Raw genomic sequence first — 23,410 nt, forward strand, 5'->3', positions numbered from 1 at the left:
CGCCCGGGGCGCCGGTGCTCAGGAGGGCAGTGGCAGTTCGAACCAGACGACCTTGCCGACGGCCTTGCGGCTGGTGCCCCAGCGCCGTGAGAGGTTGCTCACCAGCGCCAGCCCGCGGCCCTCCTCGTCGTCGGCGTCCGCACGCCGCAGATGCGGCAGGTTGTGGTCGTCGTCGCTCACCTCGACCAGCAGCTTGCCGACCCGCATCAACCGCAGCGAGACCTCGTGCGAGGCGGCCCGCAGCGCATTCGTCACCAACTCGCTGACCAGCAGCTCGGTCAGATCGGCGAGCGTTTCCAGCCCCCATTCCGCCAGCTGCGCGCGGGTGAGCGCCCGCGCCCTGCCGACGTCGGACGGGTCCAGCGCCAGCTGCCACTCGGCGACGTCCTGCGACGGAATGCCTTGGAAGTTGGCGACGAGCAGTGCCACGTCGTCACGCCGGTCGTCGGAGTGGACGCGGCTGAGGATCTGCTCGCAGACGTCCTCCGGGGTCTGCTGCGGCTCGATGACGTTGGCGCAGAGGGCCGCCAGACCGGCGTCTATGCCCTGCCCGCGCACCTCCACCAGCCCGTCGGTGCACAGCACCAGCCAACTGCCGTCCGGGACCGGGATCTCCACCGTCTCGAAGGGCACACCGCCCACCCCGATCGGGGCGCCCTTGGGGATCTGCAGCAGCTCGCTGCGGCCGTCGTGCCGGGCCAGCACCGGCGGGATGTGACCGGCGTTGGCCAGGGTCAGAGTGCGGTGGATCGGGTCGTAGACCGCGTACACGCAGGTCGCCAGGTGCTCGGCGCCGAGCCGGTGGGCGAGGTTGTCCAGGTGGCGCAGCAGCTGGGCGGGCGGCAGGTCGAGCGCGGCCATGGTGATCACCGAGGTCCGGAACTGGCCCATCACCGCGGCCGACAGCAGACCGTGCCCCATCACGTCGCCGACGATCAGCGCGACCCGGCCGCCCGGCAGCTGGATGGCGTCGAACCAGTCGCCGCCCACTTGCGCCTGGCGGTCACCGGGCATGTAGCGGTGGGCGATCCGCACCCCGGGCAGGCGCGGCGGCCGGGTCGGCATCATGCTGCGCTGAAGGGTGGCCGCGGCCCGCGACTCCATCCGGTGCAGCCGCGCGTTGTCCAGGTGGACGGCGCCGCGCGCGGCCACCTCGGAGGCCGTCGCGGCGTCCTTGGCGTCGAAGGGGCGACGGCCCGGGTGCCGCAGGAAGCACATCCGGCCCAGCACCGTGCCGCGTGCCGTCAGCGGCACCACGATCATCGAGCGGTCCGGCAGCAGCGGCCCGAGTCCCGGTACTCCCAGGTCCACGGCGATGTCGCGGGCGATCGCGGGGTCTATCACCGGCACGACCAGGGGCTCCCCGATGCGCGGGGTGCTGTCGGCGGGCAACGGGATCAACTCGCCCTCCGGCAGGGCGGCCGCCCACGAACCGGGGGTCGCCGCGGTGTGCGCGACCGCCACCCGGCGGGCGATGATCGTGTCCCCCGCGCGGTCGTCCTTGGGCAGCTCGGTGTCGGAGAACAGCTGGTCCACGACGAGCACCGCCGCGAAGTCGGCGAACCGCGGCACCGTGACCGCGCACAGCTCCCGCGCCGTCGTCTCCAGGTCCAGGGTGGAACCGACCTTGGCGCCCGTCTCGCGGAGCAGCGCCAGCTGCTCGTCCAGCACATGCCCGGGGGCGAGCGCCGGAGCGAGGGCGGGGGCGAGCGCCGGCGGGGCGCCGTCGGTGCGCGGGCCCGGGAGCAGCTCGCGGTACGCGGGGCGGGTCGCCCGGGCGGTGCGGCCGGTGCCGGGGTTGGCGGGCGCGGCCCGCACCGCGCCGGCCTCGTACTCCTCGGGCAGGACCGGCAGCGGCAGCGTGCCGTCCACCTCGACGGCCGGGTACCCCAGCGGGACGATCTGCTGCATGATCCGCTCCAGCCGGCCCGCGCTGACCCGGGGCAGCACCGAGCCGAGCCGGGCCGCCAGGTGCCCGGCGTGCCCGGGATCGGGGACCGGCGCGAGGCGTGCGGCGACACGGACGCCCCCGCGCAGCACCGAACTGTCGGCGGCGTACGGCAGGAGGCGGTCGCCGAGCGCCAGCCGGGGCCCGGTGTCGCGCAGTGGACGGGCGTTGGCGGCGATCAGCAGCAGGCTGCGGCCGGCCGGCTCCATGATCCGGTACGACCACCACATCACGTCCTTGACCGCGCCGTCGCGGTCGGTGGCCGGCAGGCTGCCCGCCCACGCGGGCTCCGTGAGGTCGTCCAGCAGCTCCAGGACGTCCTGCCCGGTGGCGGTGGACCGGCCGGGCGGCCCCGGCGGGACTGCCGGTCCCGGGGCTCCGGACGGCCCGGCCGCGCCCGGGGCGTGCGGCAGCAGACCGGTCGACGGGCGGCCGAACACGCCTTCCCAGCGGTGCCCGAACAGCTCCTCGGCGCCGCGGTTCCAGTACGAGATGTCCCCGTCGGGGTCGACGCACACGACGGCGAGGCGCAGCAGGGCGGACACACCCGTGGCCGCGAGCGCGGTGGTGGTGGCGGTGGCAGGGAGCCTGGTCATCTCATCCAACGTCGGGTACCTGCGGTTCGGCTGCGGTTCGGCGCGGAAGGCTGAAGGAGCAATCAGGGTCGGTTCGTTCGTGTTCAGGCAAGCATGAAACAACGGACGCGGTCCGGTAAATGGCTAGATTGCCCCCAGGAGTGACCAACCGGGCATGGCCCGAATCGGTGGAGAGGCGCGTGGAGCAGGTGCAGCAGGCGGAGCACAGAATTCCGCACATCCCCGGGTTCGCGCGGTGGCCGCACGACGGCGCCCCCAAGGAGCAGGGCCGGGCCCTGCGCCGGCGGGTGCCGCGCGAGACGCACGCCGAACTCGCGCCCGAGGACGGCCGGCAGGGGGCCGTGGAATCGGTGCTCGCCTCCAGCGAGGGGCGCATCCCCGGGCTGGTGCCGCTGCGGGTGGGGCGGATGGCCGCGAGCCCCTTCGCGTTCCTGCGCGGCTCGGCCGGACTCATGGCGGGCGACCTCGCCGGCACCCCGGTCACCGGCGTCGGCACCCAGATCTGCGGCGACGCCCACGCCGCCAACTTCGGCCTGTACGGCGACCACGGCGGCCGCCTGGTCATCGACATCAACGACTTCGACGAGACCGTGCACGGCCCCTGGGAATGGGACGTCAAGCGGCTCGCCGTCTCCCTGGTGCTCGCCGGACGCGAGGCCGGCGCGGACGAGGACATCTGCCGCGGCGCCGCCTTCGACGCGGTCGGCGCGTACCGGCGCACCATGCGGCTGCTGGCCAAGCTGCCGGTGATGGAGGGCTGGCACGCCATCGCCGACGAGGCACTGGTCACCCACGCCGACGCCCGTGACCTGGCCGGCACGCTGCGCCGGGTCGGCGAGAAGGCACGGCGCAACACCAGCGCCAAGTTCGCCGCCCGTGCCACCGAGCCGGACGGGGGCGGCGGCCGGCGCTTCGTCGACGCGCCACCCGTGCTGCGCCGGGTGCCCGACGCGGAGGCGGTGGCCGTCGCGGGCGCGCTGTCCCTGGAGGGCTACCTGGCCACGGTCGGCGAGGACCGGTGGCCGCTGCTGTCCCGGTACGCGGTGCACGACGTGGCGTTCCGGGTGGTCGGGACCGGCAGCGTGGGCACGCGCTCGTACGTGGTGCTGCTTCTGGACCACCACGGGGAGCCGCTGGTGCTCCAGGTGAAGGAGGCACGGCCGTCGGCCCTCTTGCCGCACCTGGCGCGGGCCGGCTTCGGCACGCCCGCGGCCGGGCACGAGGGGCGGCGCGTGGTGATGGGGCAGAAGCGGATGCAGGTCGTCAGCGACAGCCTGCTGGGGTGGGCGGACGTGGAGGGGCGCCCGTACCAGGTGCGGCAGTTCCGCAACCGCAAGGGCAGCGTCGACCCCGCGTCGCTGCGCGCCGGGCTGATCGACGACTACGCGCGGATGACCGGGGCGCTGCTGGCCCGGGCGCACGCGCACAACGCGGACCCGCGGCTGATCGCGGCCTACTGCGGCAAGGGCGAGCAGTTGGACGAGGCGGTGGCGTCGTTCGCGGTCGCGTACGCGGACCGTACGGAGGCGGACCACGCGGAGCTGCTGGCGGCGGTGCGGGCGGGGCGGATCGCGGCGGAGACGGGCGTCTGAGGCGGTTCCCGGCGGGGATCCGAGGCCGGGTCGGCGAGCGGGGCGCGGGGGGCCTGCGGGGGCGGTCCCGGAGCGCATCGGGGGCATGTGTTCCGCGGGACGATGGTGGGGTGTCCGGGTGCGCTCATGTGCGCGGGGCGCGCGCCGGAGCGCACAGGAGCGCGCCGACGGAGCGCGTGGGGCGTGAGCGGGCTCACGGACCTTGTGACCGGCACCCGTTCGGCCTCGTAGGCTGGACCGGTGAAGAAAACCTCCGGCACTGAGACGACCGCCGCCTCCTCCGATCCGCAGGACCGGCTGGCGCAGGCCGTGCGGGCCGCCGAGCACGCACTGATCGAGTTCGAGATCGCGGTGGAGACCTTCCGGGTGGAGGTCGAGAACTTCTCCCGGCTGCACCATCAGAAGCTCGGGCCCATGTATGCCCGGCTCGACGAGCTCGACGCACTGATCGCCGAGGCGGTCGCCGCCAACAGCGGAGACCGGGACGACATCCGCCGTGCCTGGGAGGCCCGGGCTCTTGTGATGCCCATGCCGGGGGTCGAAGAACTGTTCGGAGGTCTGCTCGGCTCCGACGGCGTCCGTCCCGTCGAGGACCCCCACCCGCCGCGCCGCGTCCGGCCCGGCAAGGAGGCGCAGCGCCTCTACCGCGAGCTGGCCCGCAAGGCGCACCCGGACCTGGCGCAGGACGAGGCGGAGCAGGAGCGCCGCAGCGAGTTCATCGCCCGGGTCAACGAGGCGTACGCCTACGCCGACGAGGAGCGGCTGCGCGAACTGGCGGCCGAGTGGGAGGCCGGCCCGGTGCCGGAGGAGCAGCAGCCCAGCGAGGGCGAGGTCCTCTACGCCCGGCTGGAGTGGCTGGCGCAGCGCAAGGAGCAGCTCGCCGCCGTGGCGGCGGAGCTGGAGGAGAGCGCGATCGCGCAGATGATGAAGCTCTCCCCGGACGATCCGGACGGTCTGCTGAACGAGATCGCCGAGAGCCTGCTCAACCAGGTCGCCAACCGCGAGGCGCGGCTCGCGGAGCTCGTCCGCTCCCAGAAGGGCCCCGAGTAGCGTCCGGGGTACCGTCGGACCGCACGCCCTATCGAAGGAGTCCTTTTCATGTTCAACGCCCAGCTGCCCGCGGTGGAGCCCGTGCAGGTGCCGGCCGACGGCTATCTGCTGGACGTCCGCGAGCACGACGAGTGGAACGCGGGGCACGCCGAGCACGCGGTGCACATCCCGATGGGCGAGGTCGTGGCCCGTCTCGCGGAGCTGCCGGAGGACCGCCGGGTGCACGTGGTCTGCCGGGTCGGCGGCCGGTCGGCGCAGGTCGCGCAGTACCTGATCGCGCAGGGGATCGACGCGGTGAACGTCGACGGCGGCATGCTCGGCTGGGAGGCCGCGGGCCGCCCGCTGGTGGCGGACGGCGGCGACCAGGCGTACGTGCTCTGAGCCCTGCGGCCGGGCTGCCCCGGCCGCGGGGTCAGGTGTCCCGAGGGGGCCGGTCAGGCGTCGAAGTCCACCTCCACGGAGGCGGTGACCGGGTGCGACTGGCAGGCCAGCACGTATCCCGCCTCGATCTCCTCGGGCTCCAGGGCGAAGTTCCGGGCCATCCGCACCTCGCCGGAGACCAGCCGGGAGCGGCAGGTCCCGCACACCCCGCCCTTGCAGGCATAGGGCGCGTCCGCCCGGTTGCGGAGGACCGTCTCCAGCACCGACTCGCCGCCCTGCGAGGGCCAGCTTCCGGCCCGCCCGTCGAGGGTCGCGCGTACGGTGGCGCCCTCGTGGGCACCGGCGGCCGCGGCGGTCACCGGTGCGGCGTCCACGTGGAAGATCTCCTCATGGATGCGGCCGCGGGTCACCCCGAGGCCGCGCAGCGCCCGCTCGGCACCCTGCACGAGCCCGTAGGGGCCGCACAGGAACCAGCCGTCGATCCGCTCGACCGGCAGCAAAGACGGCAGCAGGCCGGTCAGCCGCTCCTCGTCGAGCCGGCCGGACGGCAGCCCCGCCTGCTGCTCCTCCCGGGAGAGCACGGTGACCAGCTGGAAGCGGTCCGGGTAGCGGTCCTTCAGGTCGGCGACCTCTTCGAGGAACATCGTTGACGCCGCGGTGCGGTCGCTGCGGATCAGGCAGAACCGGGCGTCGCGCTGACGGGCCAGCAGGGTCGAGGCGATCGACAGCACGGGGGTGATCCCGCTGCCGCCGACGACCGCCGCGAAGTGCCCCGGCCGCGGGTGCAGGACGAAGCGCCCGGCCGGGCTCATCGCCTCCAGGACGTCGCCCACCGCGAGTTCCTTGTGGGCGAAGGTCGAGAACTCGCCCTCCTCCACGAGCCGCACGCCCACCCGCAGGGTGCGCGGCGCGGTCCCGAGCGGCGCCGGGTCGCACAGGGAGTACGTCCGCCGGATCTCGCGGCCGTCGGCCGTGCGGCGCAGGGCGATGTGCTGGCCGGGGGTGTAGCGGTAGATCTCGCCCAGTTCCTCGGGCACTTCGAGGGTGACGGCCACCGCGTCGTCCGTGAGCCGGTCGACCTCCGCCACCCGCAGCGGGTGGAAGGCGCCATGCGCCCCGGGGACGGGTGCCATCTACAGCTCCTTGAAGTGGTCGAACGGCTCGCGGCAGCTCTCGCAGCGGCGCAGCGCCTTGCACGAGGTGGACGAGAAGCGGTTGAGCAGGACGGTGTCGAGGGAGCCGCAGTGCGGGCACCGCACCGCGAGCTCCAGCGGTATCGGCCCGCTGCCGGGCGCGGCGGTCCGCGGGGGAGCGATGCCGTACGCGCTGAGCTTGCGGCGGCCCTCGTCGGTGATCGCGTCGGTGGACCAGGGCGGTGAGAGCACGGTGCGGACCGACACCTCGGTCATACCGCGCTCACGCAGCACCTGCGTCACGTCCGCGGCCATGGTGTCCAGGGCGGGACAGGCGGTGTAGGTCGGGGTGAGCTCGACCTCGACGCTGCCCGGGCCGGTGAGGTGGACGTCCCGGAGGATGCCGAGGTCCTGGAGGGTGAGGACGGGCAGCTCGGGGTCGGGGACGGCGCCGACGGCCGCGCGGAGCTCCGCCTCGAGCGCGCTGAGGCCCGCGGTCACCATGTCGCCCCCGGGTGTGCGCGGTGGAGGTGCTGCATCTCCGCGAGCATCCGCCCGAAGGGCTCGGTGTGGATGCCCTGCCGCCCGGCCCCTGCGGACCAGGGCGTTGTGCTGGGACCCTCGGGGACGGCCAGCGTGGCCCGCCCGAGGACGTCGGAGAGCGCGGCGAACCAGGGCTCGCGCAGCTGCGGGAGGGCCACCGGCAGGCCTTCGACCGGCTGGAACATCTCGCCGGTGTAGCGCCACAGGGTGTCCAGGGCGCGCTGCATCCGGGTCCGGCTCTCCTCCGTGCCGTCGCCGAGGCGCAGGGTCCACTGGACGGCGTGGTCGCGGTGGTAGGCGACCTCCTTGACGGCCTTGCCGGCGAGGGCGGCGAGACCGGTCACCTCGGGGCCGCCCTTGGCGCGGGCCAGTTCGCCGTACATCAGCTCCTGGTGGAGGGAGAAGTAGAGCTGGCGGGCGATGGTGTGGGCGAAGTCGCCGTTGGGCTGCTCGACGAGCTGGAGGTTGCGGAACTCCCGCTCCTCGCGCAGGTAGGCGAGTGCGTCCTCGTCACCGGCGAGGGAGAGCAGCACGCGGGCCTGGCCGAGCAGGTCGAGGGCGATGTTGGCGAGGGCGACCTCCTCCTCCAGGACCGGGGCGTGCCCCGCCCACTCCCCCAGGCGCTGCGCGAGCACCAGCGCGTCGTCCCCCAGTACGAGTGCGGCGTTCACAGGTGCTCCACTCCCTCGGGGATCTCGTAGAAGGTCGGGTGGCGGTAGGGCTTGTCCGCGGACGGGGCGAAGAAGGGGTCCTTCTCGTCGGGCGAGGACGCGGTGATCTGGGTGGACGGGACCACCCAGATGGAGACGCCCTCGCTGCGCCGGGTGTACAGGTCGCGGGCCTGCCGCAGCGCCATGGTGGCGTCCGGGGCGTGCAGGCTGCCGGCGTGGGTGTGGCTCAGTCCGCGTCGGCTGCGGACGAAGACCTCCCACAGCGGCCACTCCTGGGCGCTGGTCGTCATCGCTCTCCCCCTTCGGTCCCGGCCGTGCGACGGGCCGCTTGCTGCTTGGCCGCGTGGGCGGCGGCCGCCTCGCGGACCCACGCGCCCTCCTCGTGGGCGGTGCGCCGCTGGCTCAGGCGCTGTTCGTTGCACGGCCCGTTGCCGCGCAGGACTTCCTGGAACTCGGTCCAGTCGATGGCTCCGTAGTCGTGGCAGCCGCGCTCCTCGTTCCACCGCAGGTCGGGGTCTGGGAGCGTGAGGCCGAGGATCTCGGCCTGGGGGACGCAGATGTCCACGAAGCGCTGGCGCAACTCGTCGTTGGAGTGCCGCTTGATCTTCCAGGTCGTGGACTGGGCGGAGTGGGCGGACTCGCCGTCCGGCGGGCCGAACATCATCAGCGACGGCCACCACCAGCGGTCGACGGCGTCCTGGGCCATGGCGTGCTGCTCGGCGGTGCCCTTGCTGAGGGCGAGCAGCAGCTCGTACCCCTGGCGCTGGTGGAAGGACTCCTCCTTGCAGATGCGGATCATGGCGCGGGCGTACGGGCCGTAGGAGCAGCGGCACAGCGGCACCTGGTTGGTGATCGCGGCACCGTCCACGAGCCAGCCGATGGCGCCGACGTCGGCCCAGGTCAGCGTGGGGTAGTTGAAGATCGAGGAGTAGCGCTGACGGCCGGCGTGGAGCTTGTCGAGCAGCTCGTCGCGGCTGACGCCGAGGGTCTCGGTGGCGCTGTAGAGGTACAGGCCGTGGCCGGCCTCGTCCTGGACCTTGGCCATGAGGATGGCCTTGCGCCGCAGGGAGGGCGCGCGGGTGATCCAGTTGGCCTCCGGCTGCATGCCGATGATCTCTGAATGGGCGTGCTGTGCCATCTGCCGGACCAGCGTGGCCCGGTAGGCGTCCGGCATCCAGTCGCGAGGCTCGATCCTCGCGTCGGCGGCGACCGCCGCGTCGAATGCGGCGAGGAGTCCGGATTCCGTTTCCGTGGTCTCCGTGGTCTCCCCGGCCGCGGCCGCTGTCGTCATGCCAAGCCCCTTCCCTCCCGACCGACCGATCGTTCGGTTCAATGGTCGGGGGTGCCCGGGAGGGTGTCAAGGCCGGGCGGGACCTGTGGAAAACCCCGAGTCAGGGGCGCCGCTCCCCCTCGTGGCGCTCCCGGGACTGCCGCCGGGGAGCCCGTCGGCCGGTACCGAAGACCGGGACGGCTGTACCGCCGCTGTGTGGCATGAGTACCGTTCCGTGCTGAGTGAACCGAGCGGGACGCCCGACCCGCCGGGTGCGCCGGACCCGCCGGACGCACGGGAACAGGAGCGAGAGCCACCATGGAGCCACCCGAAGGGCCCGGGGGAGCGACCGGGATATTCGCGCTGTCGCGGCCCTCTCGGATCGCGGTCGCGTTCGCGCTGGCCGCGGCGCTGGTCGGGGTGTCCGTGCACCTCCTCATGGTGTTCCTGCACGTCGCCCCGGAGAACACGCTCTCCAAGCAGCACGGAGACCTGGTCGGCGACTACGTCTACCCCGAGTTCGAGCAGAACTGGAAGCTTTTCGCGCCCAACCCGCTCCAGCAGAACATCCACGTGTGGGCGCGCGCCCAGGTCCGCAAGGCGGACGCCACCGAGGAGACCACCGGCTGGGTCGACCTCACGGCCATGGACATCGTCGCGATCCGGCACAACGTCGCCCCGAGCCACACCCAGCAGAACGAGCTGCGCCGGGCCTGGACCTTCTACAGCACCACGCACGGCGACCGGAACAAGCCGATCGGCCTGCGCGGCGACCTCAGCCGCGAGTACCTGCAACGGATCGTGGAGCGGCGCCTCGGCCCCCGGCTCAACGGCGGTGACGTGGAGCGCGTCCAGGTGCGCACCGGCACCACGGCGGTCGCCGCACCGGTCTGGAACCCCGAGAACACCGACACGCGCACCACCTTCCAGGTGCTCCCGTGGTGGTTCGTGACCCCGCGGAGCCAGTCCGCCGCCGCGGGGCAGGAGGACGCGTCGTGACCGAGCCCGTGAACACTCCGGACCACTCCGCCGCCCCGGCTCCCGCCCCTGAGCCTGTTCCCGCTCGGCCCGAGGTGCCCTCGCCCTTCGCGGGTCTGGCCACCGCGGCCGACCGCGGGCTGACGCGCGCCCTCGTCCGTGTCACCGGGACCGCCATCGGCCCGTACCAGAGCGCGGTCGTCCGGATCGGCATCGCGCTGACCTGGCTGCTGTTCCTGCTCCGCGAGTTCCCGCACCGTGACGAGCTCTACGGGCCCGACGGCGTGTGGGGCTGGACGCAGGCGAGCCGGCTGATCGCGGACAACCACGCCTTCACCGTCCTGATGTGGAGCGACGGTCGGGTCTGGTTCGAGTTCGTCTACGCCGCCGCCATCGCCGCGAGCGTCATGCTGCTGCTGGGCTGGCGCACCCGGACCGCCTCGCTGCTGTTCATGATCGGCGTGCTGTCGCTGCAGAACCGCAGCGTCTTCATGGGGGACGGCGGCGACAACGTCGTCCACCTGATGGCGATCTACCTGGTCTTCACCCGCTGCGGGCAGGTGTGGTCGCTCGACGCCCGCCGCCGCGCGCGGAGCGGGGACGAGCGGGAGGGCGAGGCCGCGGGGGTCGCCCTGTGGATCGTCCTGGGCCTGTTCCTCCTGATCGCGCAGTTGCTCGGCAGCACAGGCCTGACCTGGGCCGACGGGATGCTGCCGTGGCTCGGCTGGACCCCGTTCCTGTGGGGCGTCCTGCTGCTCCAGGCGGTGTGGTGGGCGGTGCGCCGCTACGCGCCCGGCGAGCCGCGCACGCTCCTCGACGTGTTCGCCAACATCACGCACAACGCGGCGATGCTGGTCATCGTCGTCGAGGTGTGCCTGATCTACGCCACGGCCGGCTGGTACAAGATCCAGGGGTCGCGCTGGCAGGACGGCACCGCGCTGTACTACCCGCTCCACCTGGACGACTTCAGCCCGTGGCCGGAGCTGTCGCACGCGCTGGCGAGCAGCGGCCTGATGGTCATGGTGATCACGTACGGGACGGTGATCGTCCAGGTCGCCTTCCCGTTCACCCTCTTCAACCGCCGTGTGAAGAACGTGCTGCTCGCGCTGATGATCGTCGAGCACGCCTCGATCGCCTTCGTCCTCGGCCTGCCGATCTTCTCCCTGGCGATGATCGCGGCCGACGCGGTTTTCCTCCCGACGGGCTTCCTGCGCTGGGCCGGCGACCGCGCCGGCCGGCTGGTGCGCCGGGGACGGGCGGGCGGTGGCGACGCCGTCGGGCGCCCCGTGGTGCCGGCCCCCGGCCGCGGCTCCGCGGAGCCCGCGGCTACGGACCTGCCGGTGTGACGGCGGCCGTGTCCGGCAGCCAGTGGAACAGGGCCATGCCGACCGTCGTCGCGAGGTTGAAGCTGGAGACCTGGGGGCGCATCGGCACGGCCAGCAGCCGGGTGGCCCTGGCCCGCAGACCGGGCGAGATCCCGTGCCGCTCCGAGCCGAAGGCCAGCAGCGCGTCGTCGGGGAGGGCCACGCGGCGGATGTCCTCGCCCTCGGGGTCCAGGACGTAGAGCGGTCCCGGCGGCAGCGCGTCGGGGGTCAGCCGCTCCACCGCGGTCGCGTAGTGCAGCCCGGCCCCGGCCCGTACGACGTTCGGGTGCCAGGGGTCCAGGTCGTCGGGGCCGCCGACCGTGACGACTCCGGTGGCACCGAAGCCGGCCGCGAGGCGGATGACGGCGCCGACGTTGCCGAGATTGCGCGGGCCGTCGAGGACGACGACGGGCGCCTTGCGCGGCTGCTCGGACAGGACGCGCAGATTCGCCTCCCGGCCGGGGCGCGCGGCGAGGGCCGCGATGCCCGTGGGGTGGATCCGGGGCACGAGTTCGCGCAGGACGTCCGCCGGGACCTCGACGGCCAGGCTGCCGACGTCGTCGGCCACGTCCTCGGCCAGGTCGGCCGCCAGGGCCAGGACCGCGGCCTTGTCGGACGTGAGCACGGTGTGGATCCGGGCCCCGAAGCGCAGCGCGTGTTTCAGCGCGTGGAAGCCGTCCAGCAGAACGGCCCCGGGTGCGGCCTCCCGCCATTCCCGGGTGATCCGCCGGGTGTCGTCCGAGCTCATGGCCTCAGCCTAGGGGCAGCGCTCAGGCCTCCCGGACCGGCGGATTGGCGGGGGAGAACTCGGGGGCGCCCCAGCGCAGGGTGCTGAGGCCGGGCAGCTCGACGGCCTCGGTGACGGTGAAGTCCACGCCGCGTCCGTCCTCGCCGTCCGGGTCGTCGTCCCATGCGACGCGGGCCGTACCGGTCAGCATCAGGACGCCGCCGGTCCGCCAGTCGGGGAAGAGCAGCCCGGTGGCGGGCCGGGTGGTGATGTTGCCCAGCGTCATGAACATGGAGTTGCCGCTGTACTCCGGCCAGCGCAGCCGGTGGGCGTCCGCCACCGTCACAAAGCCGGGGTTGCCACCGCGATGGGAGGCGTCGGCGGCGCCGTCGGGGCCGGACGTCGCGACGAAGAAGGTGTCCGCGGCGCGGATCCATTCCTGCTGGGCGGCGGTCAGTCCGCTGCCGTGCGTGGCCCGGCCGCCGGTGACCGGGGACAGCCCCGCGGCGGTCAGCTCCCGTCGCTGGATGTACTTGGGGCAGTTGGCGTACACCTGCTCGGTACGGATCAGCAGGCCGTCGCCGTCCGGGCGGGCGGTGCCGTTGACCCGCATGCGGCGCCGGGTCTCCGGTTCGACGGCGATCATCCCGACCCGGGCCGGGCCCGCGAGGGCCGCGGCCAGCGGGTCGTCGGGGTGCGGCCGGGCGGCGACGGCGACCGTGTGCGCGTCGGGGGAGCTCACGAAGCCGGGCGGGCCGGTGAGCAGCGAGGCCCACAGCCGTCCCCGCGCGTCGGCGGCGCCGACGACGATCATCCGGCGCTGTTCCAGGAAGGCTGCGGCGACGGCCGGGACGTCGTCACGGATGCCGCGGCCCACATGGTCGGCGCGGACCAGGACGCCGGCGCGGGCCTGCACGGCCCGCTCGCCGGGGTGGTAGGTGCTCGCCGTGTCGGTCGTCATGCCGTGGTCCTTCCTGGGCAGCGGGTCGGGACGTGCGCGAGTGCGCTGCGCGCGGTTAGAAGAACCCGCAGGTGGGGGCTTCCGCGTGCGGTGCGGGGGCGGTGTCGGCGCCGGAGGCGGTGAAGATCTCCAGCCGGATGCCGTCCGGGTCGGCGAAGAAGATGCCGCCGGACGGGGCGCCCTCGCCGTGCGGGACCACACCGTCGTGGGCGAAGGAGGCGCCGAGCTCGCGCAGCACGTCCTCGGCGGTGCGAACCTCCTCGACCGAGTCGACCTGGAAGGACAGGTGGTGCAGGCCCGGCCGGGACGCGGCGAAGTCGCCCTCGCTCTGCTGCCACAGGGTCAGGACCAGGGCGCCGCCCAGCGACAGGAACGCCCAGCGGCGGTCCCCGTCGGCGCCCTCGGCGGCATCGAAGCCGAAGACCCGCTGGTAGAAGGCGAGCGAGCGGTCGAGGTCCGTGACGTTGAGGCCGACGTGGCCCGTCTGCAGGGAGGTGGGTGCGGCGGCTGTGGTCATGGGGGCGGTGACTCCCTCGGTCGTGGTCGCCCGGCTGATCCGGGCTAACCGTTCTCTACGAACGTAAGGGTTAGCCTGAAGACGGTCAACCGGTATCAACCCCTAAGGGGGTTAGGGTGGGGGTCATGTCGTCGCCCGTGATCGATCCGCGCCCGCTGCCCGGGGAACCCGTTTCGCTGGACCTGCTCAACACGCGGTGGATGACCGGTGACGGGCCGCGGGACCTGCTGGCCGAGCCCGACGGACTGACGGTCTGGCTGGAGGCGAACAAGCTCGCGGGGCACTGCCCGCAGGACGCGGGGGCACGGGAGGCACTGCTCGCGGCCCGGGAGGCACTCGCGGTGGCGGTGCGCGACCCCGGGGCACCGTCGCGGCAGGCGCTGGACGGGCTGAACGCGGTGCTCGCCCACGGGCGGGTCCGGCGTCTCGTCGGGCCCGACGGGCGTCCGGCGGAGGAGGTCGAGACCGACCTGCCGGCCTGGCGGGCACCGTGGATCGCCGTCAACGACTACCTGGAGCTGCTGGCCGCCGATCCGGGGCGGATCCGGGCCTGCGCCCACGACCGCTGCGTCCTGCACTTCTTCGACACCTCGCAGAACGGCCGGCGCCGCTGGTGCTCGATGGCGGTGTGCGGCAACCGCGCCAAGGCGTCGCGGCACCACGCACGCACAAAGGAGCCCCGTCCGGAGTGACAGGGCTCCTCCGGACGGGGCAGTGGTGAGGGCGTTCGCGGATCAGGCGGGGCGGCGGACCTCGATGACCCGGAAGCGGTTCGCGACGAAGGCGCCGTCGCACAGCGCGGCGTTGGCGGCGGGGTTGCCGCCCGAGCCGTGGAAGTCGGAGAACGCGGCGGTCTGGTTGACGTACACCCCGCCGGTCAGGTTGAGGGAGAGCTGGGCGGCCTCCTCCAGGCAGACCTCCTCCACCTTCCCCTCCACATCGGGAGAGGTCGTGTACGCGCCGACCGTCATGGCGCCCTTCTCGCGGACGGTGCGCCGCAGGAGCTCCAGCGCGTCGTCCGTGGAGTCCATGGCCACGGCGAAGGACACCGGCCCGAAGCACTCCGACATATAGGCGGCCTCGTCGTCCGGCTTGGCGCCGTCCAGCTTGACCATCAGCGGGGTGCGGACCACGGCGCCGGGGAACTCGGGGTGGGCGACCTCGCGCGAGGCCAGGGCGACCTCGCCGAGAGAGGCGGCGGCCTCCAGCCGGGCCTTCACATCGGGGTTGACCAGGGCGCCGAGCAGGGCGTTGGCGCGGGCGTCGTCGCCGAGCAGACCGCTCACGGCCGCCGCGAGGTCGGCCGTCACCTCGTCGAAGCTCTTGTGGCCGGCGTCGGTCGGCACGCCGTCGCGGGGGATGAGGAAATTCTGCGGGGTGGTGCACATCTGGCCGCTGTAGAGCGACAGCGAGAAGGCCAGGTTGGACAGCAGGCCCTTGTAGTCGTCCGTGGAGTCGATCAGGACGGTGTTGACGCCGGCCTTCTCGGTGTAGACCTGCGCTTGGCGGGCGTTGGCCTCCAGCCAGTCGCCGAAGGCGGTGGAGCCGGTGTAGTCGATGATGCGGATCTCCGGCCGCAGGGCGAGGGTCTTGGCCAGGCCCTCACCGGGGCGCTCGGCCGCCAGGCACACCAGGTTCGGGTCGAACCCGGTCTCGGCGAGCACCTCGCGCGCGATGCGCACGGTCAGCGCGAGCGGCAGCACGGCCCGCGGGTGCGGCTTGACCAGCACGGGGTTGCCGGTCGCCAGGGAGGCGAACAGGCCCGGGTAGCCGTTCCACGTCGGGAAGGTGTTGCAGCCGATCACCAGCGCGACGCCGCGCGGCACCGCCGTGAAGGCCTTGCGCAGGACCAGCGGGTCCCGCTTGCCCTGCGGCTTGGTCCACTCGGCCGCGCCCGGGGTGCGCACCTGCTCCGCGTAGGCGTACGCGACGGCCTCCAGGCCGCGGTCCTGGGCGTGCGGGCCGCCGGCCTGGAACGCCATCATGAAGGCCTGGCCGGAGGTGTGCATGACCGCGTGGGCCATCTCCGTGGTGCGCGCGTTGATCCGCGCCAGGATCTCCAGGCACACCAGGGCGCGCGTCTCGGGGCCCGCCTCGCGCCAGGCCGGCATGGCGGCCCGCATCGCGGGGAGCAGCACGTCCACGTCGGGGTGCGGGTACTCCGTGCCGAGCTCGATCCCGTACGGGGAGAGCTCACCGCCGGTCCAGCCGTCGGTGCCGGGCTGCCCCAGGTCGAAGCGGGTGCCGTGGAGGGCGTCGAACGCGGCCTTCCCGGTCTCCGCGTCGGCGTATGCCTTGGGGTGCTCGGGGTACGGAGACCAGTACTCGCGAGTACGGATTGCCTCGAGGGCCTTGTCGAGCGTCCCGCGATGCTTTTCGATCAGCGGGACAGCGGTGAGAACGGCAGCCATGGGGGGCCAACTCCTCGTCGAGCTGGTGCTACGGGTGGGCAGGGTGCTGGCAACACGGCTAGATTAACCGAATGTTCGGTCGGGACAAGGGGGCCTGCCGAACCTGTGGACAAGTGGCGAGGAGCAGAGGCGACGATGAGCGCTCTTGACCGATCCAGCACGATCGCCGTTGTCGGCACGGGCACCATGGGCCAGGGAATCGCGCAGGTGGCGCTGGTCGCGGGGCACTCGGTGCTGCTCCACGACGCAGGGCCTGGCCGCGCGGAGCAGGCCGAGCGGGCCGTCGCGGACCGGCTGGACCGGCTGGTCGAGAAGGGGCGGATGACCCCCGGGGAGCGCGACGCGGCCCGCGGCCGTTTGGCCGCCGCGCCGGCGATCGAGGACCTGGCGGGCGTGTCGCTGGTCGTCGAGGCGATCCTGGAGGAGCTCGGCGCCAAGCAGCAGCTCTTCACCGCGCTGGAGAGCGTGGTCGCGGAGGACTGCCTGCTGGCCACCAACACCTCCTCCCTGTCGGTCACCGCCGTGGGCGGCGCCCTGCGGCGGCCGGGCCGTCTGGTGGGGCTGCACTTCTTCAACCCCGCCCCGCTGCTCCCCCTGGTGGAGGTGGTGTCCGGCGCCGCCACCGACGAGGCCGCCGCACAGACCGCGTACGACACGGCCGCCGCCTGGGGCAAGACGCCGGTGCGCTGCACCGACACCCCCGGTTTCATCGTCAACCGCGTCGCGCGCCCCTTCTACGCCGAGGCGTTCCGCCTGTACGAGGAGCGGGTCGCGGACCCTGCCACCATCGACGCGGTGCTGCGCGAGAGCGGCGGCTTCCGCATGGGGCCGTTCGAACTGACCGACCTGATCGGCCAGGACGTGAACGAGGCGGTCACGCGGTCGGTGTGGGACTCCTTCTTCCAGGACCCGAAGTTCACCCCGTCCCTCGCGCAGCGCCGCCTGGTGGAGTCCGGGCGGCTGGGGCGCAAGGCGGGGCACGGCTGGTACGACCACACGCCGGGCGCGACGCCGCCCCTGCCGCACACGGCCGGGCCCGAGGACCCGCCCTCCAAGGTGACCGCGCACGTGAGCCCGTCCGGTCCGGCGGGCCGGCTGCCCGGGATGATCGCCGAGGCGGGCATCGAGGTGGTGGTCGGCGATGTCTCCAATGCCTCCGACGCCTACCTGGAGCTGCCCGGCGGCGGGCGGCTCTACCTGGCCAACGGCATCCAGGCCACGCCGGACCACTTGGAGGCGGACGACGCCGGCGACTGGGTGCAGTTCGACCTGGCGCTGGACTACCGTGCCGCCACCCGTATCGCCGTCGCCCCCGCCGACACGGCGCGCCCGGAGACGGTACGGGCCGCGATCGGGTTGTTCCAGGCGCTGGGCAAGGAGGTCAGCGTCATCGACGACGCACCGGGCATGATCGTCAGCCGCACTGTGGCGATGCTCGTGGACTTCGCCGCCGACGCGGTCGCCCGCGGCGTCGCCTCGCCGCAGGACATCGACGCCGCGATGCGGCTGGGCGTGAACTATCCGCGCGGGCCGCTGGCCTGGGGCGACGAGCTGGGCACCGCGTGGGTCGTCGAGGTGCTGCGCGGTCTGCACGAGGCCTGTCCCACCGGCCGTTACGCGCCGTCCCGCCTGCTGAACCGCCGCGCGGCGGCCAAGGGGGGACTGCTCTAATCATGACCATGGCACCGCGCGACACCTCCGCCCCGAAGCGGGACACCTACACCCCGGACTCGCTGCTCGCCGTCGCCGTGCAGGTCTTCAACGAGCGCGGCTACGACGGCACGTCCATGGAGCATCTGTCGCAGGCCGCGGGCATCTCCAAGTCCTCCATCTACCACCATGTGCGGGGCAAGGAGGAACTGCTGCAGCGGGCCGTCGGGCGCGCCCTGGACGGCCTGTTCGGCATCCTGGAGGAGCCGGCCGCGCGGCGCGGGCGCGCCGTCGAGCGGCTGGAGTACGTCACGCGGCGCACCACCGAGGTGCTGATGACGGAGTTGCCCTACGTCACGCTGCTGCTGCGGGTGCGCGGCAACACCAAGACCGAGCGCTGGGCCATGGAGCGCCGCAGGGAGTTCGACCACCGGGTCGCCGATCTGCTGAAGTCCGCGGTGTCGGAGGGCGATCTGCGGGTGGACGTGGCGCCGAGGCTCGCCACCAGGCTGCTCTTCGGGATGATCAACTCCCTTGTCGAGTGGTACCGGCCGCCCGTGCCGGGCGCCGGGAACGCAGGGCCCGTGGCGGAGGCGGCGGAGCAGGAGGACGCGGCGGTCGTGGACGCCGTGGTGCGCCTGGCGTTCGACGGGCTGCGGATATCTTGACGTTGGTCTAGTCCAACCCTCACGCTCGGCGCATGCTGCCCATGACGGTCCGTGCCCGTGTCCGCGCCCCGCTGGCCACCGCCGTGCTGCTGCTCCTCGCGGGCTGCGGGGGCGCGGGAAACGGCACGGCCGCCGCCGAGGCAACGCCGCCGGAGGACTTCGGATGTCTCACCGAGGCGCAGGCGAAGGCCGGGAGCACCTCCTACGACGACACCGAGGGCAACCCGGTGGACGCCTGGCTCGGCGGCAAGGGCGACGCGGCCGTGCTGCTGATGCACCAGTCGGACGGCGACCTGTGCCAGTGGATGCCGCAGGCGGACCTGCTGGCCGGGGACGGCTACCGCGTGCTGGCCGTCGACTCCAACGGCAGCGAGGTGCCAGAGGTGGTCGCCGGGGTGGCGCTGCTGCGCGCCAAGGGCGCCCGGCATGTGCTGCTCATGGGCGCGTCCAAGGGCGGCACGGGCGTCCTCGCCGGGGCGGTGGAGGTGAACCCGCCGGTCGACGCCGTGGTGGCGTTGTCCGCCCCCGAGTACTACGGGGTGACGGACGCCGCTTCCGCGGTCCCCCGTCTGACGGCGCCGGTGCTCTACATGGCCGCGGCCGGTGACACCGAGTTCGCCGAGGCCGGCAAGGCCCTGCACAAGGCGACGACGAAGGCGCCGGAGAAGCGCCTGGAGATCGTCGGCGGCCCCATGCACGGGGTGGGCATGCTCACCGACGACGCCAACTGGGCCACCGTCACGGCCTTTCTGGCGAAGTACGCGGGCGGCTCCGGCGGGGGCGGCGCCGGTTAGTCCGTCAGCACCCGGTCGGTCTCCTCGAAGACCAGCAGGGTGCGGCTGCTGAGCACCTCCGGCACCGCCTGGATCCGGGTGAGCACCAGTTCCCGCAGGCTGCGGTTGTCCGGGGTGTGCACGAGCATCAGCACGTCGAAGTCCCCGCTGACCAGGGCGATGTGCGCCACTCCCGGCAGCTCCAGCAGCTTCTCGCGCACGGTCCGCCAGGAGTTCTGCACGATCTTCAAGGTGATGTACGCGGACGCGCCCTGACCTGCCCGTTCGTGGTCGACGCGGGCGGTGAAGCCGCGGATGACGCCGTCCTCGATGAGCCGGTTGATACGGGCGTACGCGTTCGCCCGTGACACGTGGACCCGCTCGGCGACCGACCGTATCGACGCCCGGCCGTCCTCCTGGAGGTAGCGCAGGATCGTGCGGTCGATCGCGTCCAGCGGCCGGACCGCCGCGGCGGGGTCTGCCGCCGCCGCGGGCTGGGCCTCGGGGGAGCTCCCCCGAGAAATTTGGGAATCCGTCACGCCCCCGAGCCTCCCTACCATGGACGTACTGGCTCCATCTCAGGCTGTGCAGAACCGTTTGTCCACAGGCGGAACACACCTGTAGCCAAACTGCCTCCGACGACCGAACAATCGGTAGGGGGAGCGATACCCGCTGCCTCGATTCGAACACGCCCACGAGGAGGTGCTCGCGATGACCGTCCTGGACCAGCCTGTCTGGCACCCCCGCACCGATCCGGCGCCGCTGCTGCCCGATGCCGAGCCGTACCGGCTGCTCGGCACCCCCGCGGCCGGCGCCCTCGATGCCGGACTCCTGATCTCGATGTACGGACAGCTGGTGCGCGGCCGCCGGTACAACCGGCAGGCCACCGCGCTGACCAAGCAGGGCCGGCTCGCCGTGTACCCCTCCAGCACCGGCCAGGAGGCCTGCGAGATCGCCGCCGCGCTCGCCCTGGAGCCGCGGGACTGGCTGTTCCCCAGCTATCGCGACACCCTCGCCGCCGTCGCCCGCGGCGTCGACCCCGTCGAGGCGCTGACGTTGCTGCGCGGCGACTGGCACACCGGCTACGACCCGCACGAGCACCGCGTCGCCCCCCTCAGCACCCCGCTCGCCACCCAGCTCCCGCACGCGGTCGGTCTCGCGCACGCCGCCCGCCTCAAGGGCGACGACGTCGTGGCGCTCGCCATGGTGGGCGACGGCGGCACGAGCGAGGGCGACTTCCACGAGGCTCTCAACTTCGCCGCCGTGTGGCGCGCGCCCGTGGTCTTCCTCGTGCAGAACAACGGCTTCGCCATCTCGGTGCCCCTCGCCAAGCAGACGGCCGCGCCCTCGCTGGCGCACAAGGCCGTCGGATACGGCATGCCCGGCCGCCTTGTGGACGGAAACGACATCGCGGCCGTGCACTCGGTACTGGCCGAGGCCGTCGCCCGCGCCCGCGAGGGCGGCGGACCCACCTTGGTGGAGGCCCTCACCTACCGCATCGACGCCCACACCAACGCCGACGACGCCACCCGCTACCGCGAGGACGCCGAGGTCGAGGCCTGGCGCGAGCACGACCCGATCGCCGTGATGGAGCGCGCGCTGCGCTCCCGCGACCTGCTCGACGAGGCGCTGACCGCGCAGGCCGAGAAGGACGCCGAGGCCATGGCGGCCGATCTGCGCGAGCGCATGAACCAGGACCCGGTCCTGGACCCGATGGATCTGTTCGCCCACGTCTACGCCGAGCCGACCCCGCAGCTGCGGGAGCAGGCGGCGATGCTGCAGGCCGAGCTGGAGGCCGAGGCCCAGTCATGAGCACCGCAACCACGACCCCGGTCGCCGCCGCGCGCAAGCCCGCGACCATGGCGCAGGCCCTCAACCGGGCCCTGCGCGACGCCCTCGCCGCCGACCCGGCCGTCCATCTCTTCGGCGAGGACATCGGCACCCTCGGCGGCGTCTTCCGTATCACCGACGGCCTTGCCGCGGAGTTCGGCGACAGCCGGTGCACCGACACCCCGCTCGCCGAGGCCGGCATCCTCGGCACGGCCGTCGGTATGGCGATGTACGGCATGCGCCCCGTCGTCGAGATGCAGTTCGACGCGTTCGCCTACCCCGCGTTCGAGCAGCTGGTCAGCCATGTCGCCCGGATGCGCAACCGCACGCGCGGCACAATGCCGCTGCCGATCACCATTCGTGTGCCCTTCGGCGGCGGCATCGGCGGCGTGGAGCACCACAGCGACTCCTCCGAGGCGTACTACACCCACACCCCGGGCCTGCATGTCGTCACCCCGGCCACCGTCGCGGACGCCTATGGCCTGCTGCGGGCGTCGATAGCCTCCGACGACCCGGTGATCTTCCTGGAGCCCAAGCGGCTGTACTGGTCGAAGGCCGACTGGTCGGCGGAGGCACCGGAGCAGGTGGCGCCGATCGGCACGGCGGTGGTCCGGCGTCCCGGCCGCTCGGCGACGCTGATCACCTACGGCCCCTCGGTGCCGGTCTGCATGGAGGCCGCGGAGGCCGCCGTGCACGAGGGCTGGGATCTGGAGGTCGTGGACCTGCGCAGTCTGGTGCCTTTCGACGACGAGACGGTGGCGGCGTCGGTGCGGCGCACCGGGCGTGCGGTCGTCGTCCAGGAGGCCTCCGGCTTCGGCGGCATCGGCGCGGAGATCGCCGCCCGGGTCACCGAGCGGTGCTTCCACTACCTGGAGGCCCCGGTCCTGCGGGTCGCCGGGTTCGACATCCCGTATCCGCCGCCGATGCTGGAGCGGCACCACCTGCCCGGTGTCGACCGCATCCTCGACACCGTCGGCCGGCTGCAGTGGGAAGGGGCGTGATGGCCGTCGTCCGCGAGTTCCTGCTGCCCGATCTCGGAGAGGGTCTGACCGAGGCCGAGATCGTGCGGTGGATGGTGCGGGTCGGTGACGTCGTCGCCATCGACCAGCCGGTCGTCGAGGTCGAGACGGCCAAGGCCGTGGTGGAAGTGCCGTGCCCCTACGGGGGAGTGGTCACCGCCCGCTTCGGCGAGGAGGGCCAGACTCTCGACGTCGGGCGCCCGCTGATCACGGTCGCGGTGGAGTCCCGGTCCCCGCAGGACACGGGTCCGGCGGACGCCGGCGCCGCCTCGCCCGACGGGGAGTCCGGTTCCGGGAACGTCCTGGTCGGCTACGGGACGAGCGGTCCCGCGGCGCGGCGCCGGCGGGTCCAGGTCCTGGCGACCGCGGCCGCCCCCGCGGTGGTCGCGGCGCCCGCGCCTGCTCCCGCTCCCGTCCCGAGCCTCGTGGCGGACGACCGGTCGGCCGGACCGGTGGCGGTCATCTCGCCGCTGGTGCGGCGCATCGCCCGCGAGCACGGGCTCGACCTGCGCGCGCTGAAGGGGACCGGCCCCGACGGGCTGATCCTGCGCGCGGACGTCGAGCGCGCCGTCGCGGCGCCCGCCGCGGAGACCGCGCCCGCGGCGCCGGCCGCCGAGGGCACCCGCGTACCGCTCAAGGGCATCCGCGGAGCCGTCGCCGAGAAGCTCAGCCGCAGCCGCCGGGAGATCCCGGACGCCACGTGCTGGGTGGACGCCGACGCCACCGAACTGCTCGCTGCGCGGGCCGCGATGAACGCGGCGGGCGGTCCGAAGGTGTCCGTGCTCGCCCTGCTCGCGCGCATCTGCACCGCGGCGCTCGCCCGCCACCCCGACCTCAACGCCACGGTGGACACCGAGCGCGGCGAGATCGTCCGGCTGCCCGCCGTGCACCTGGGCTTCGCCGCCCAGACCGACCGGGGCCTGGTCGTCCCCGTCGTGCGGGGCGCGCAGACCCGCACCACGGACGAACTCTCGGCGGAGATCGCCCGGCTCACCGAGGCCGCGCGGGCCGGCCGCCTGACCCCGGCCGAACTGACCGGCGGCACCTTCACGCTCAACAACTACGGCGTCTTCGGCGTCGACGGCTCCACCCCGATCATCAACCACCCCGAGGCCGCGATGCTGGGAGTCGGCCGCATAGCGCCCAAGCCATGGGTGCACCAGGGGGAGCTGGCGGTGCGTCAGGTCGTGCAGCTGTCCTTCACCTTCGACCACCGGGTCTGCGACGGCGGCACCGCCGGCGGCTTCCTGCGCTACGTGGCCGACTGCGTGGAGCAGCCGGCGGTCCTGCTGCGGGGGGTGTGAGCACGGCTCACTGGGCGATACTCC

23 protein-coding genes are annotated in these 23,410 nt (G+C 73.3%); 12 read left to right on the forward strand and 11 right to left on the reverse strand.

Annotated elements, in window-relative coordinates; translation table 11 throughout:
- Positions 1-18: 18 nt before the first annotated feature.
- Positions 19-2,544, reverse strand: coding sequence for a SpoIIE family protein phosphatase (locus ABZ883_RS10300; RefSeq protein WP_360904637.1), 2,526 nt, complete (start codon positions 2,542-2,544; stop codon positions 19-21).
- A gap of 179 nt (positions 2,545-2,723) precedes the next feature.
- Here ABZ883_RS10300 and ABZ883_RS10305 point away from each other — a divergent pair, with 179 nt between their 5' ends.
- The 3 genes from ABZ883_RS10305 (at position 2,724) to ABZ883_RS10315 (ending at position 5,567) form a co-directional block, all read left to right on the forward strand.
- The gene (locus tag ABZ883_RS10305) at positions 2,724-4,136 is read left to right on the forward strand and encodes a DUF2252 domain-containing protein (protein WP_360904640.1); all 1,413 of its coding nucleotides are present in this window, start codon (positions 2,724-2,726) and stop codon (positions 4,134-4,136) included.
- Positions 4,137-4,376: 240 nt separating this feature from the next.
- A complete protein-coding gene (locus ABZ883_RS10310) occupies positions 4,377-5,186 on the forward strand; it encodes a hypothetical protein (RefSeq protein WP_360904643.1) in 810 nt (269 codons plus the stop codon).
- Positions 5,187-5,234: 48 nt separating this feature from the next.
- Positions 5,235-5,567: a rhodanese-like domain-containing protein gene (locus ABZ883_RS10315; protein WP_360904646.1), complete on the forward strand. Its 333-nt coding sequence runs from the start codon at positions 5,235-5,237 to the stop codon at positions 5,565-5,567.
- A 53-nt stretch (positions 5,568-5,620) separates the two neighbouring features.
- Here the strand turns inward: ABZ883_RS10315 and ABZ883_RS10320 are convergent, their stop codons facing one another.
- From ABZ883_RS10320 to paaA, 5 genes are read right to left on the reverse strand one after another with little or no spacing between them, the layout of a single operon-like run.
- On the reverse strand, positions 5,621-6,700 hold the full coding sequence (locus tag ABZ883_RS10320; RefSeq protein WP_360904649.1) for a 2Fe-2S iron-sulfur cluster-binding protein: 1,080 nt from the start codon (positions 6,698-6,700) through the stop codon (positions 5,621-5,623).
- Positions 6,701-7,204: a 1,2-phenylacetyl-CoA epoxidase subunit PaaD gene (gene paaD, locus ABZ883_RS10325; protein WP_360904652.1), complete on the reverse strand. Its 504-nt coding sequence runs from the start codon at positions 7,202-7,204 to the stop codon at positions 6,701-6,703.
- Positions 7,198-7,914, reverse strand: a complete 717-nt coding sequence (gene paaC, locus ABZ883_RS10330; RefSeq protein WP_360904655.1) for a 1,2-phenylacetyl-CoA epoxidase subunit PaaC — start codon at positions 7,912-7,914, stop codon at positions 7,198-7,200. The genes paaD and paaC overlap by 7 nt, the downstream gene beginning before the upstream one ends.
- Complete coding sequence (gene paaB / locus ABZ883_RS10335) at positions 7,911-8,204, reverse strand: 1,2-phenylacetyl-CoA epoxidase subunit PaaB (RefSeq protein WP_360904658.1); 294 nt, start codon at positions 8,202-8,204, stop codon at positions 7,911-7,913. The genes paaC and paaB overlap by 4 nt, the downstream gene beginning before the upstream one ends.
- Complete coding sequence (gene paaA, locus ABZ883_RS10340; RefSeq protein ID WP_360904661.1) at positions 8,201-9,205, reverse strand: 1,2-phenylacetyl-CoA epoxidase subunit PaaA; 1,005 nt, start codon at positions 9,203-9,205, stop codon at positions 8,201-8,203. The genes paaB and paaA overlap by 4 nt, the downstream gene beginning before the upstream one ends.
- A gap of 297 nt (positions 9,206-9,502) precedes the next feature.
- Here paaA and ABZ883_RS10345 point away from each other — a divergent pair, with 297 nt between their 5' ends.
- Entirely contained in the window at positions 9,503-10,183 is a 681-nt protein-coding gene (locus tag ABZ883_RS10345) for a DUF5819 family protein (RefSeq protein WP_360904664.1), read from the forward strand.
- 95 nt (positions 10,184-10,278) lie between these two features.
- A complete protein-coding gene (locus tag ABZ883_RS10350) occupies positions 10,279-11,508 on the forward strand; it encodes an HTTM domain-containing protein (RefSeq protein ID WP_360905128.1) in 1,230 nt (409 codons plus the stop codon).
- On the opposite strand, the gene ABZ883_RS10355 is transcribed toward ABZ883_RS10350, so the two are convergent.
- From ABZ883_RS10355 to ABZ883_RS10365, 3 genes are read right to left on the reverse strand one after another with little or no spacing between them, the layout of a single operon-like run.
- Positions 11,489-12,274, reverse strand: a complete 786-nt coding sequence (locus ABZ883_RS10355) for a TrmH family RNA methyltransferase (RefSeq protein WP_360904667.1) — start codon at positions 12,272-12,274, stop codon at positions 11,489-11,491. The two genes, ABZ883_RS10350 and ABZ883_RS10355, sit on opposite strands and share 20 nt — an antisense overlap.
- A 22-nt stretch (positions 12,275-12,296) precedes the next feature.
- Positions 12,297-13,214 carry a pyridoxamine 5'-phosphate oxidase family protein gene (locus tag ABZ883_RS10360; RefSeq protein ID WP_360904669.1) on the reverse strand — a complete coding sequence of 306 codons (918 nt, stop codon included), beginning with the start codon at positions 13,212-13,214 and terminating at the stop codon, positions 12,297-12,299.
- Positions 13,215-13,269: 55 nt separating this feature from the next.
- Positions 13,270-13,731, reverse strand: a complete 462-nt coding sequence (locus ABZ883_RS10365; RefSeq protein WP_360904672.1) for a VOC family protein — start codon at positions 13,729-13,731, stop codon at positions 13,270-13,272.
- Between the two features lie 125 nt (positions 13,732-13,856).
- Here ABZ883_RS10365 and ABZ883_RS10370 point away from each other — a divergent pair, with 125 nt between their 5' ends.
- Positions 13,857-14,423 (forward strand): CGNR zinc finger domain-containing protein, encoded by a 567-nt coding sequence (locus ABZ883_RS10370; RefSeq protein ID WP_360904674.1) that lies wholly within the window; start codon positions 13,857-13,859, stop codon positions 14,421-14,423.
- Positions 14,424-14,465: 42 nt separating this feature from the next.
- Here the strand turns inward: ABZ883_RS10370 and paaN are convergent, their stop codons facing one another.
- Positions 14,466-16,142, reverse strand: a complete 1,677-nt coding sequence (gene paaN / locus ABZ883_RS10375) for a phenylacetic acid degradation protein PaaN (protein WP_360904677.1) — start codon at positions 16,140-16,142, stop codon at positions 14,466-14,468.
- A gap of 135 nt (positions 16,143-16,277) precedes the next feature.
- Between paaN and ABZ883_RS10380 the strand changes: the two genes are divergently transcribed.
- From ABZ883_RS10380 to ABZ883_RS10390, 3 genes are read left to right on the forward strand one after another with little or no spacing between them, the layout of a single operon-like run.
- Complete coding sequence (locus ABZ883_RS10380; RefSeq protein ID WP_360904680.1) at positions 16,278-17,813, forward strand: 3-hydroxyacyl-CoA dehydrogenase; 1,536 nt, start codon at positions 16,278-16,280, stop codon at positions 17,811-17,813.
- A 2-nt stretch (positions 17,814-17,815) separates the two neighbouring features.
- Positions 17,816-18,460, forward strand: coding sequence for a TetR/AcrR family transcriptional regulator (locus tag ABZ883_RS10385; protein WP_360904683.1), 645 nt, complete (start codon positions 17,816-17,818; stop codon positions 18,458-18,460).
- A gap of 32 nt (positions 18,461-18,492) precedes the next feature.
- Complete coding sequence (locus ABZ883_RS10390) at positions 18,493-19,254, forward strand: hypothetical protein (RefSeq protein WP_360904686.1); 762 nt, start codon at positions 18,493-18,495, stop codon at positions 19,252-19,254.
- On the opposite strand, the gene ABZ883_RS10395 is transcribed toward ABZ883_RS10390, so the two are convergent.
- Positions 19,251-19,793: an Lrp/AsnC family transcriptional regulator gene (locus tag ABZ883_RS10395; RefSeq protein WP_360904689.1), complete on the reverse strand. Its 543-nt coding sequence runs from the start codon at positions 19,791-19,793 to the stop codon at positions 19,251-19,253. The genes ABZ883_RS10390 and ABZ883_RS10395 overlap by 4 nt on opposite strands.
- A 151-nt stretch (positions 19,794-19,944) precedes the next feature.
- On the opposite strand from ABZ883_RS10395, the gene pdhA reads away from it, so the two are divergent.
- Genes pdhA through ABZ883_RS10410 form a run of 3 tightly spaced genes read left to right on the forward strand, consistent with a single transcriptional unit; the run spans position 19,945 to position 23,386 of the window.
- Positions 19,945-21,045 (forward strand): pyruvate dehydrogenase (acetyl-transferring) E1 component subunit alpha, encoded by a 1,101-nt coding sequence (pdhA, locus tag ABZ883_RS10400; protein ID WP_360904692.1) that lies wholly within the window; start codon positions 19,945-19,947, stop codon positions 21,043-21,045.
- On the forward strand, positions 21,042-22,064 hold the full coding sequence (locus ABZ883_RS10405) for an alpha-ketoacid dehydrogenase subunit beta (RefSeq protein ID WP_360904695.1): 1,023 nt from the start codon (positions 21,042-21,044) through the stop codon (positions 22,062-22,064). Before pdhA ends, ABZ883_RS10405 begins: the two co-directional genes overlap by 4 nt.
- Positions 22,064-23,386 (forward strand): dihydrolipoamide acetyltransferase family protein, encoded by a 1,323-nt coding sequence (locus ABZ883_RS10410; RefSeq protein WP_360904698.1) that lies wholly within the window; start codon positions 22,064-22,066, stop codon positions 23,384-23,386. Before ABZ883_RS10405 ends, ABZ883_RS10410 begins: the two co-directional genes overlap by 1 nt.
- The last annotated feature ends 24 nt before the right edge of the window (positions 23,387-23,410 follow it).

The sequence above is a fragment of the Streptomyces sp. NPDC046977 genome, assembly GCF_040644455.1.
GTDB lineage: Bacteria > Actinomycetota > Actinomycetes > Streptomycetales > Streptomycetaceae > Actinacidiphila.

Excerpts from the sequence above, each read along its gene's own strand:
- ABZ883_RS10300 (WP_360904637.1), bottom strand. The coding sequence starts at position 2,544 with ATGACCAGGCTCCCTGCCACCGCCACCACCACCGCGCTCGCGGCCACG.
- ABZ883_RS10315 (WP_360904646.1), top strand. The coding sequence starts at position 5,235 with ATGTTCAACGCCCAGCTGCCCGCGGTGGAGCCCGTGCAGGTGCCGGCC.
- ABZ883_RS10320 (WP_360904649.1), bottom strand. The coding sequence starts at position 6,700 with ATGGCACCCGTCCCCGGGGCGCATGGCGCCTTCCACCCGCTGCGGGTG.
- paaD (WP_360904652.1), bottom strand. The coding sequence starts at position 7,204 with ATGGTGACCGCGGGCCTCAGCGCGCTCGAGGCGGAGCTCCGCGCGGCC.
- paaB (WP_360904658.1), bottom strand. The coding sequence starts at position 8,204 with ATGACGACCAGCGCCCAGGAGTGGCCGCTGTGGGAGGTCTTCGTCCGC.
- paaA (WP_360904661.1), bottom strand. The coding sequence starts at position 9,205 with ATGACGACAGCGGCCGCGGCCGGGGAGACCACGGAGACCACGGAAACG.
- ABZ883_RS10345 (WP_360904664.1), top strand. The coding sequence starts at position 9,503 with ATGGAGCCACCCGAAGGGCCCGGGGGAGCGACCGGGATATTCGCGCTG.
- ABZ883_RS10355 (WP_360904667.1), bottom strand. The coding sequence starts at position 12,274 with ATGAGCTCGGACGACACCCGGCGGATCACCCGGGAATGGCGGGAGGCC.
- ABZ883_RS10360 (WP_360904669.1), bottom strand. The coding sequence starts at position 13,214 with ATGACGACCGACACGGCGAGCACCTACCACCCCGGCGAGCGGGCCGTG.
- ABZ883_RS10365 (WP_360904672.1), bottom strand. The coding sequence starts at position 13,731 with ATGACCACAGCCGCCGCACCCACCTCCCTGCAGACGGGCCACGTCGGC.
- ABZ883_RS10370 (WP_360904674.1), top strand. The coding sequence starts at position 13,857 with ATGTCGTCGCCCGTGATCGATCCGCGCCCGCTGCCCGGGGAACCCGTT.
- paaN (WP_360904677.1), bottom strand. The coding sequence starts at position 16,142 with ATGGCTGCCGTTCTCACCGCTGTCCCGCTGATCGAAAAGCATCGCGGG.
- ABZ883_RS10380 (WP_360904680.1), top strand. The coding sequence starts at position 16,278 with ATGAGCGCTCTTGACCGATCCAGCACGATCGCCGTTGTCGGCACGGGC.
- ABZ883_RS10385 (WP_360904683.1), top strand. The coding sequence starts at position 17,816 with ATGACCATGGCACCGCGCGACACCTCCGCCCCGAAGCGGGACACCTAC.
- ABZ883_RS10390 (WP_360904686.1), top strand. The coding sequence starts at position 18,493 with ATGCTGCCCATGACGGTCCGTGCCCGTGTCCGCGCCCCGCTGGCCACC.
- ABZ883_RS10395 (WP_360904689.1), bottom strand. The coding sequence starts at position 19,793 with ATGGTAGGGAGGCTCGGGGGCGTGACGGATTCCCAAATTTCTCGGGGG.
- pdhA (WP_360904692.1), top strand. The coding sequence starts at position 19,945 with ATGACCGTCCTGGACCAGCCTGTCTGGCACCCCCGCACCGATCCGGCG.
- ABZ883_RS10405 (WP_360904695.1), top strand. The coding sequence starts at position 21,042 with ATGAGCACCGCAACCACGACCCCGGTCGCCGCCGCGCGCAAGCCCGCG.
- ABZ883_RS10410 (WP_360904698.1), top strand. The coding sequence starts at position 22,064 with ATGGCCGTCGTCCGCGAGTTCCTGCTGCCCGATCTCGGAGAGGGTCTG.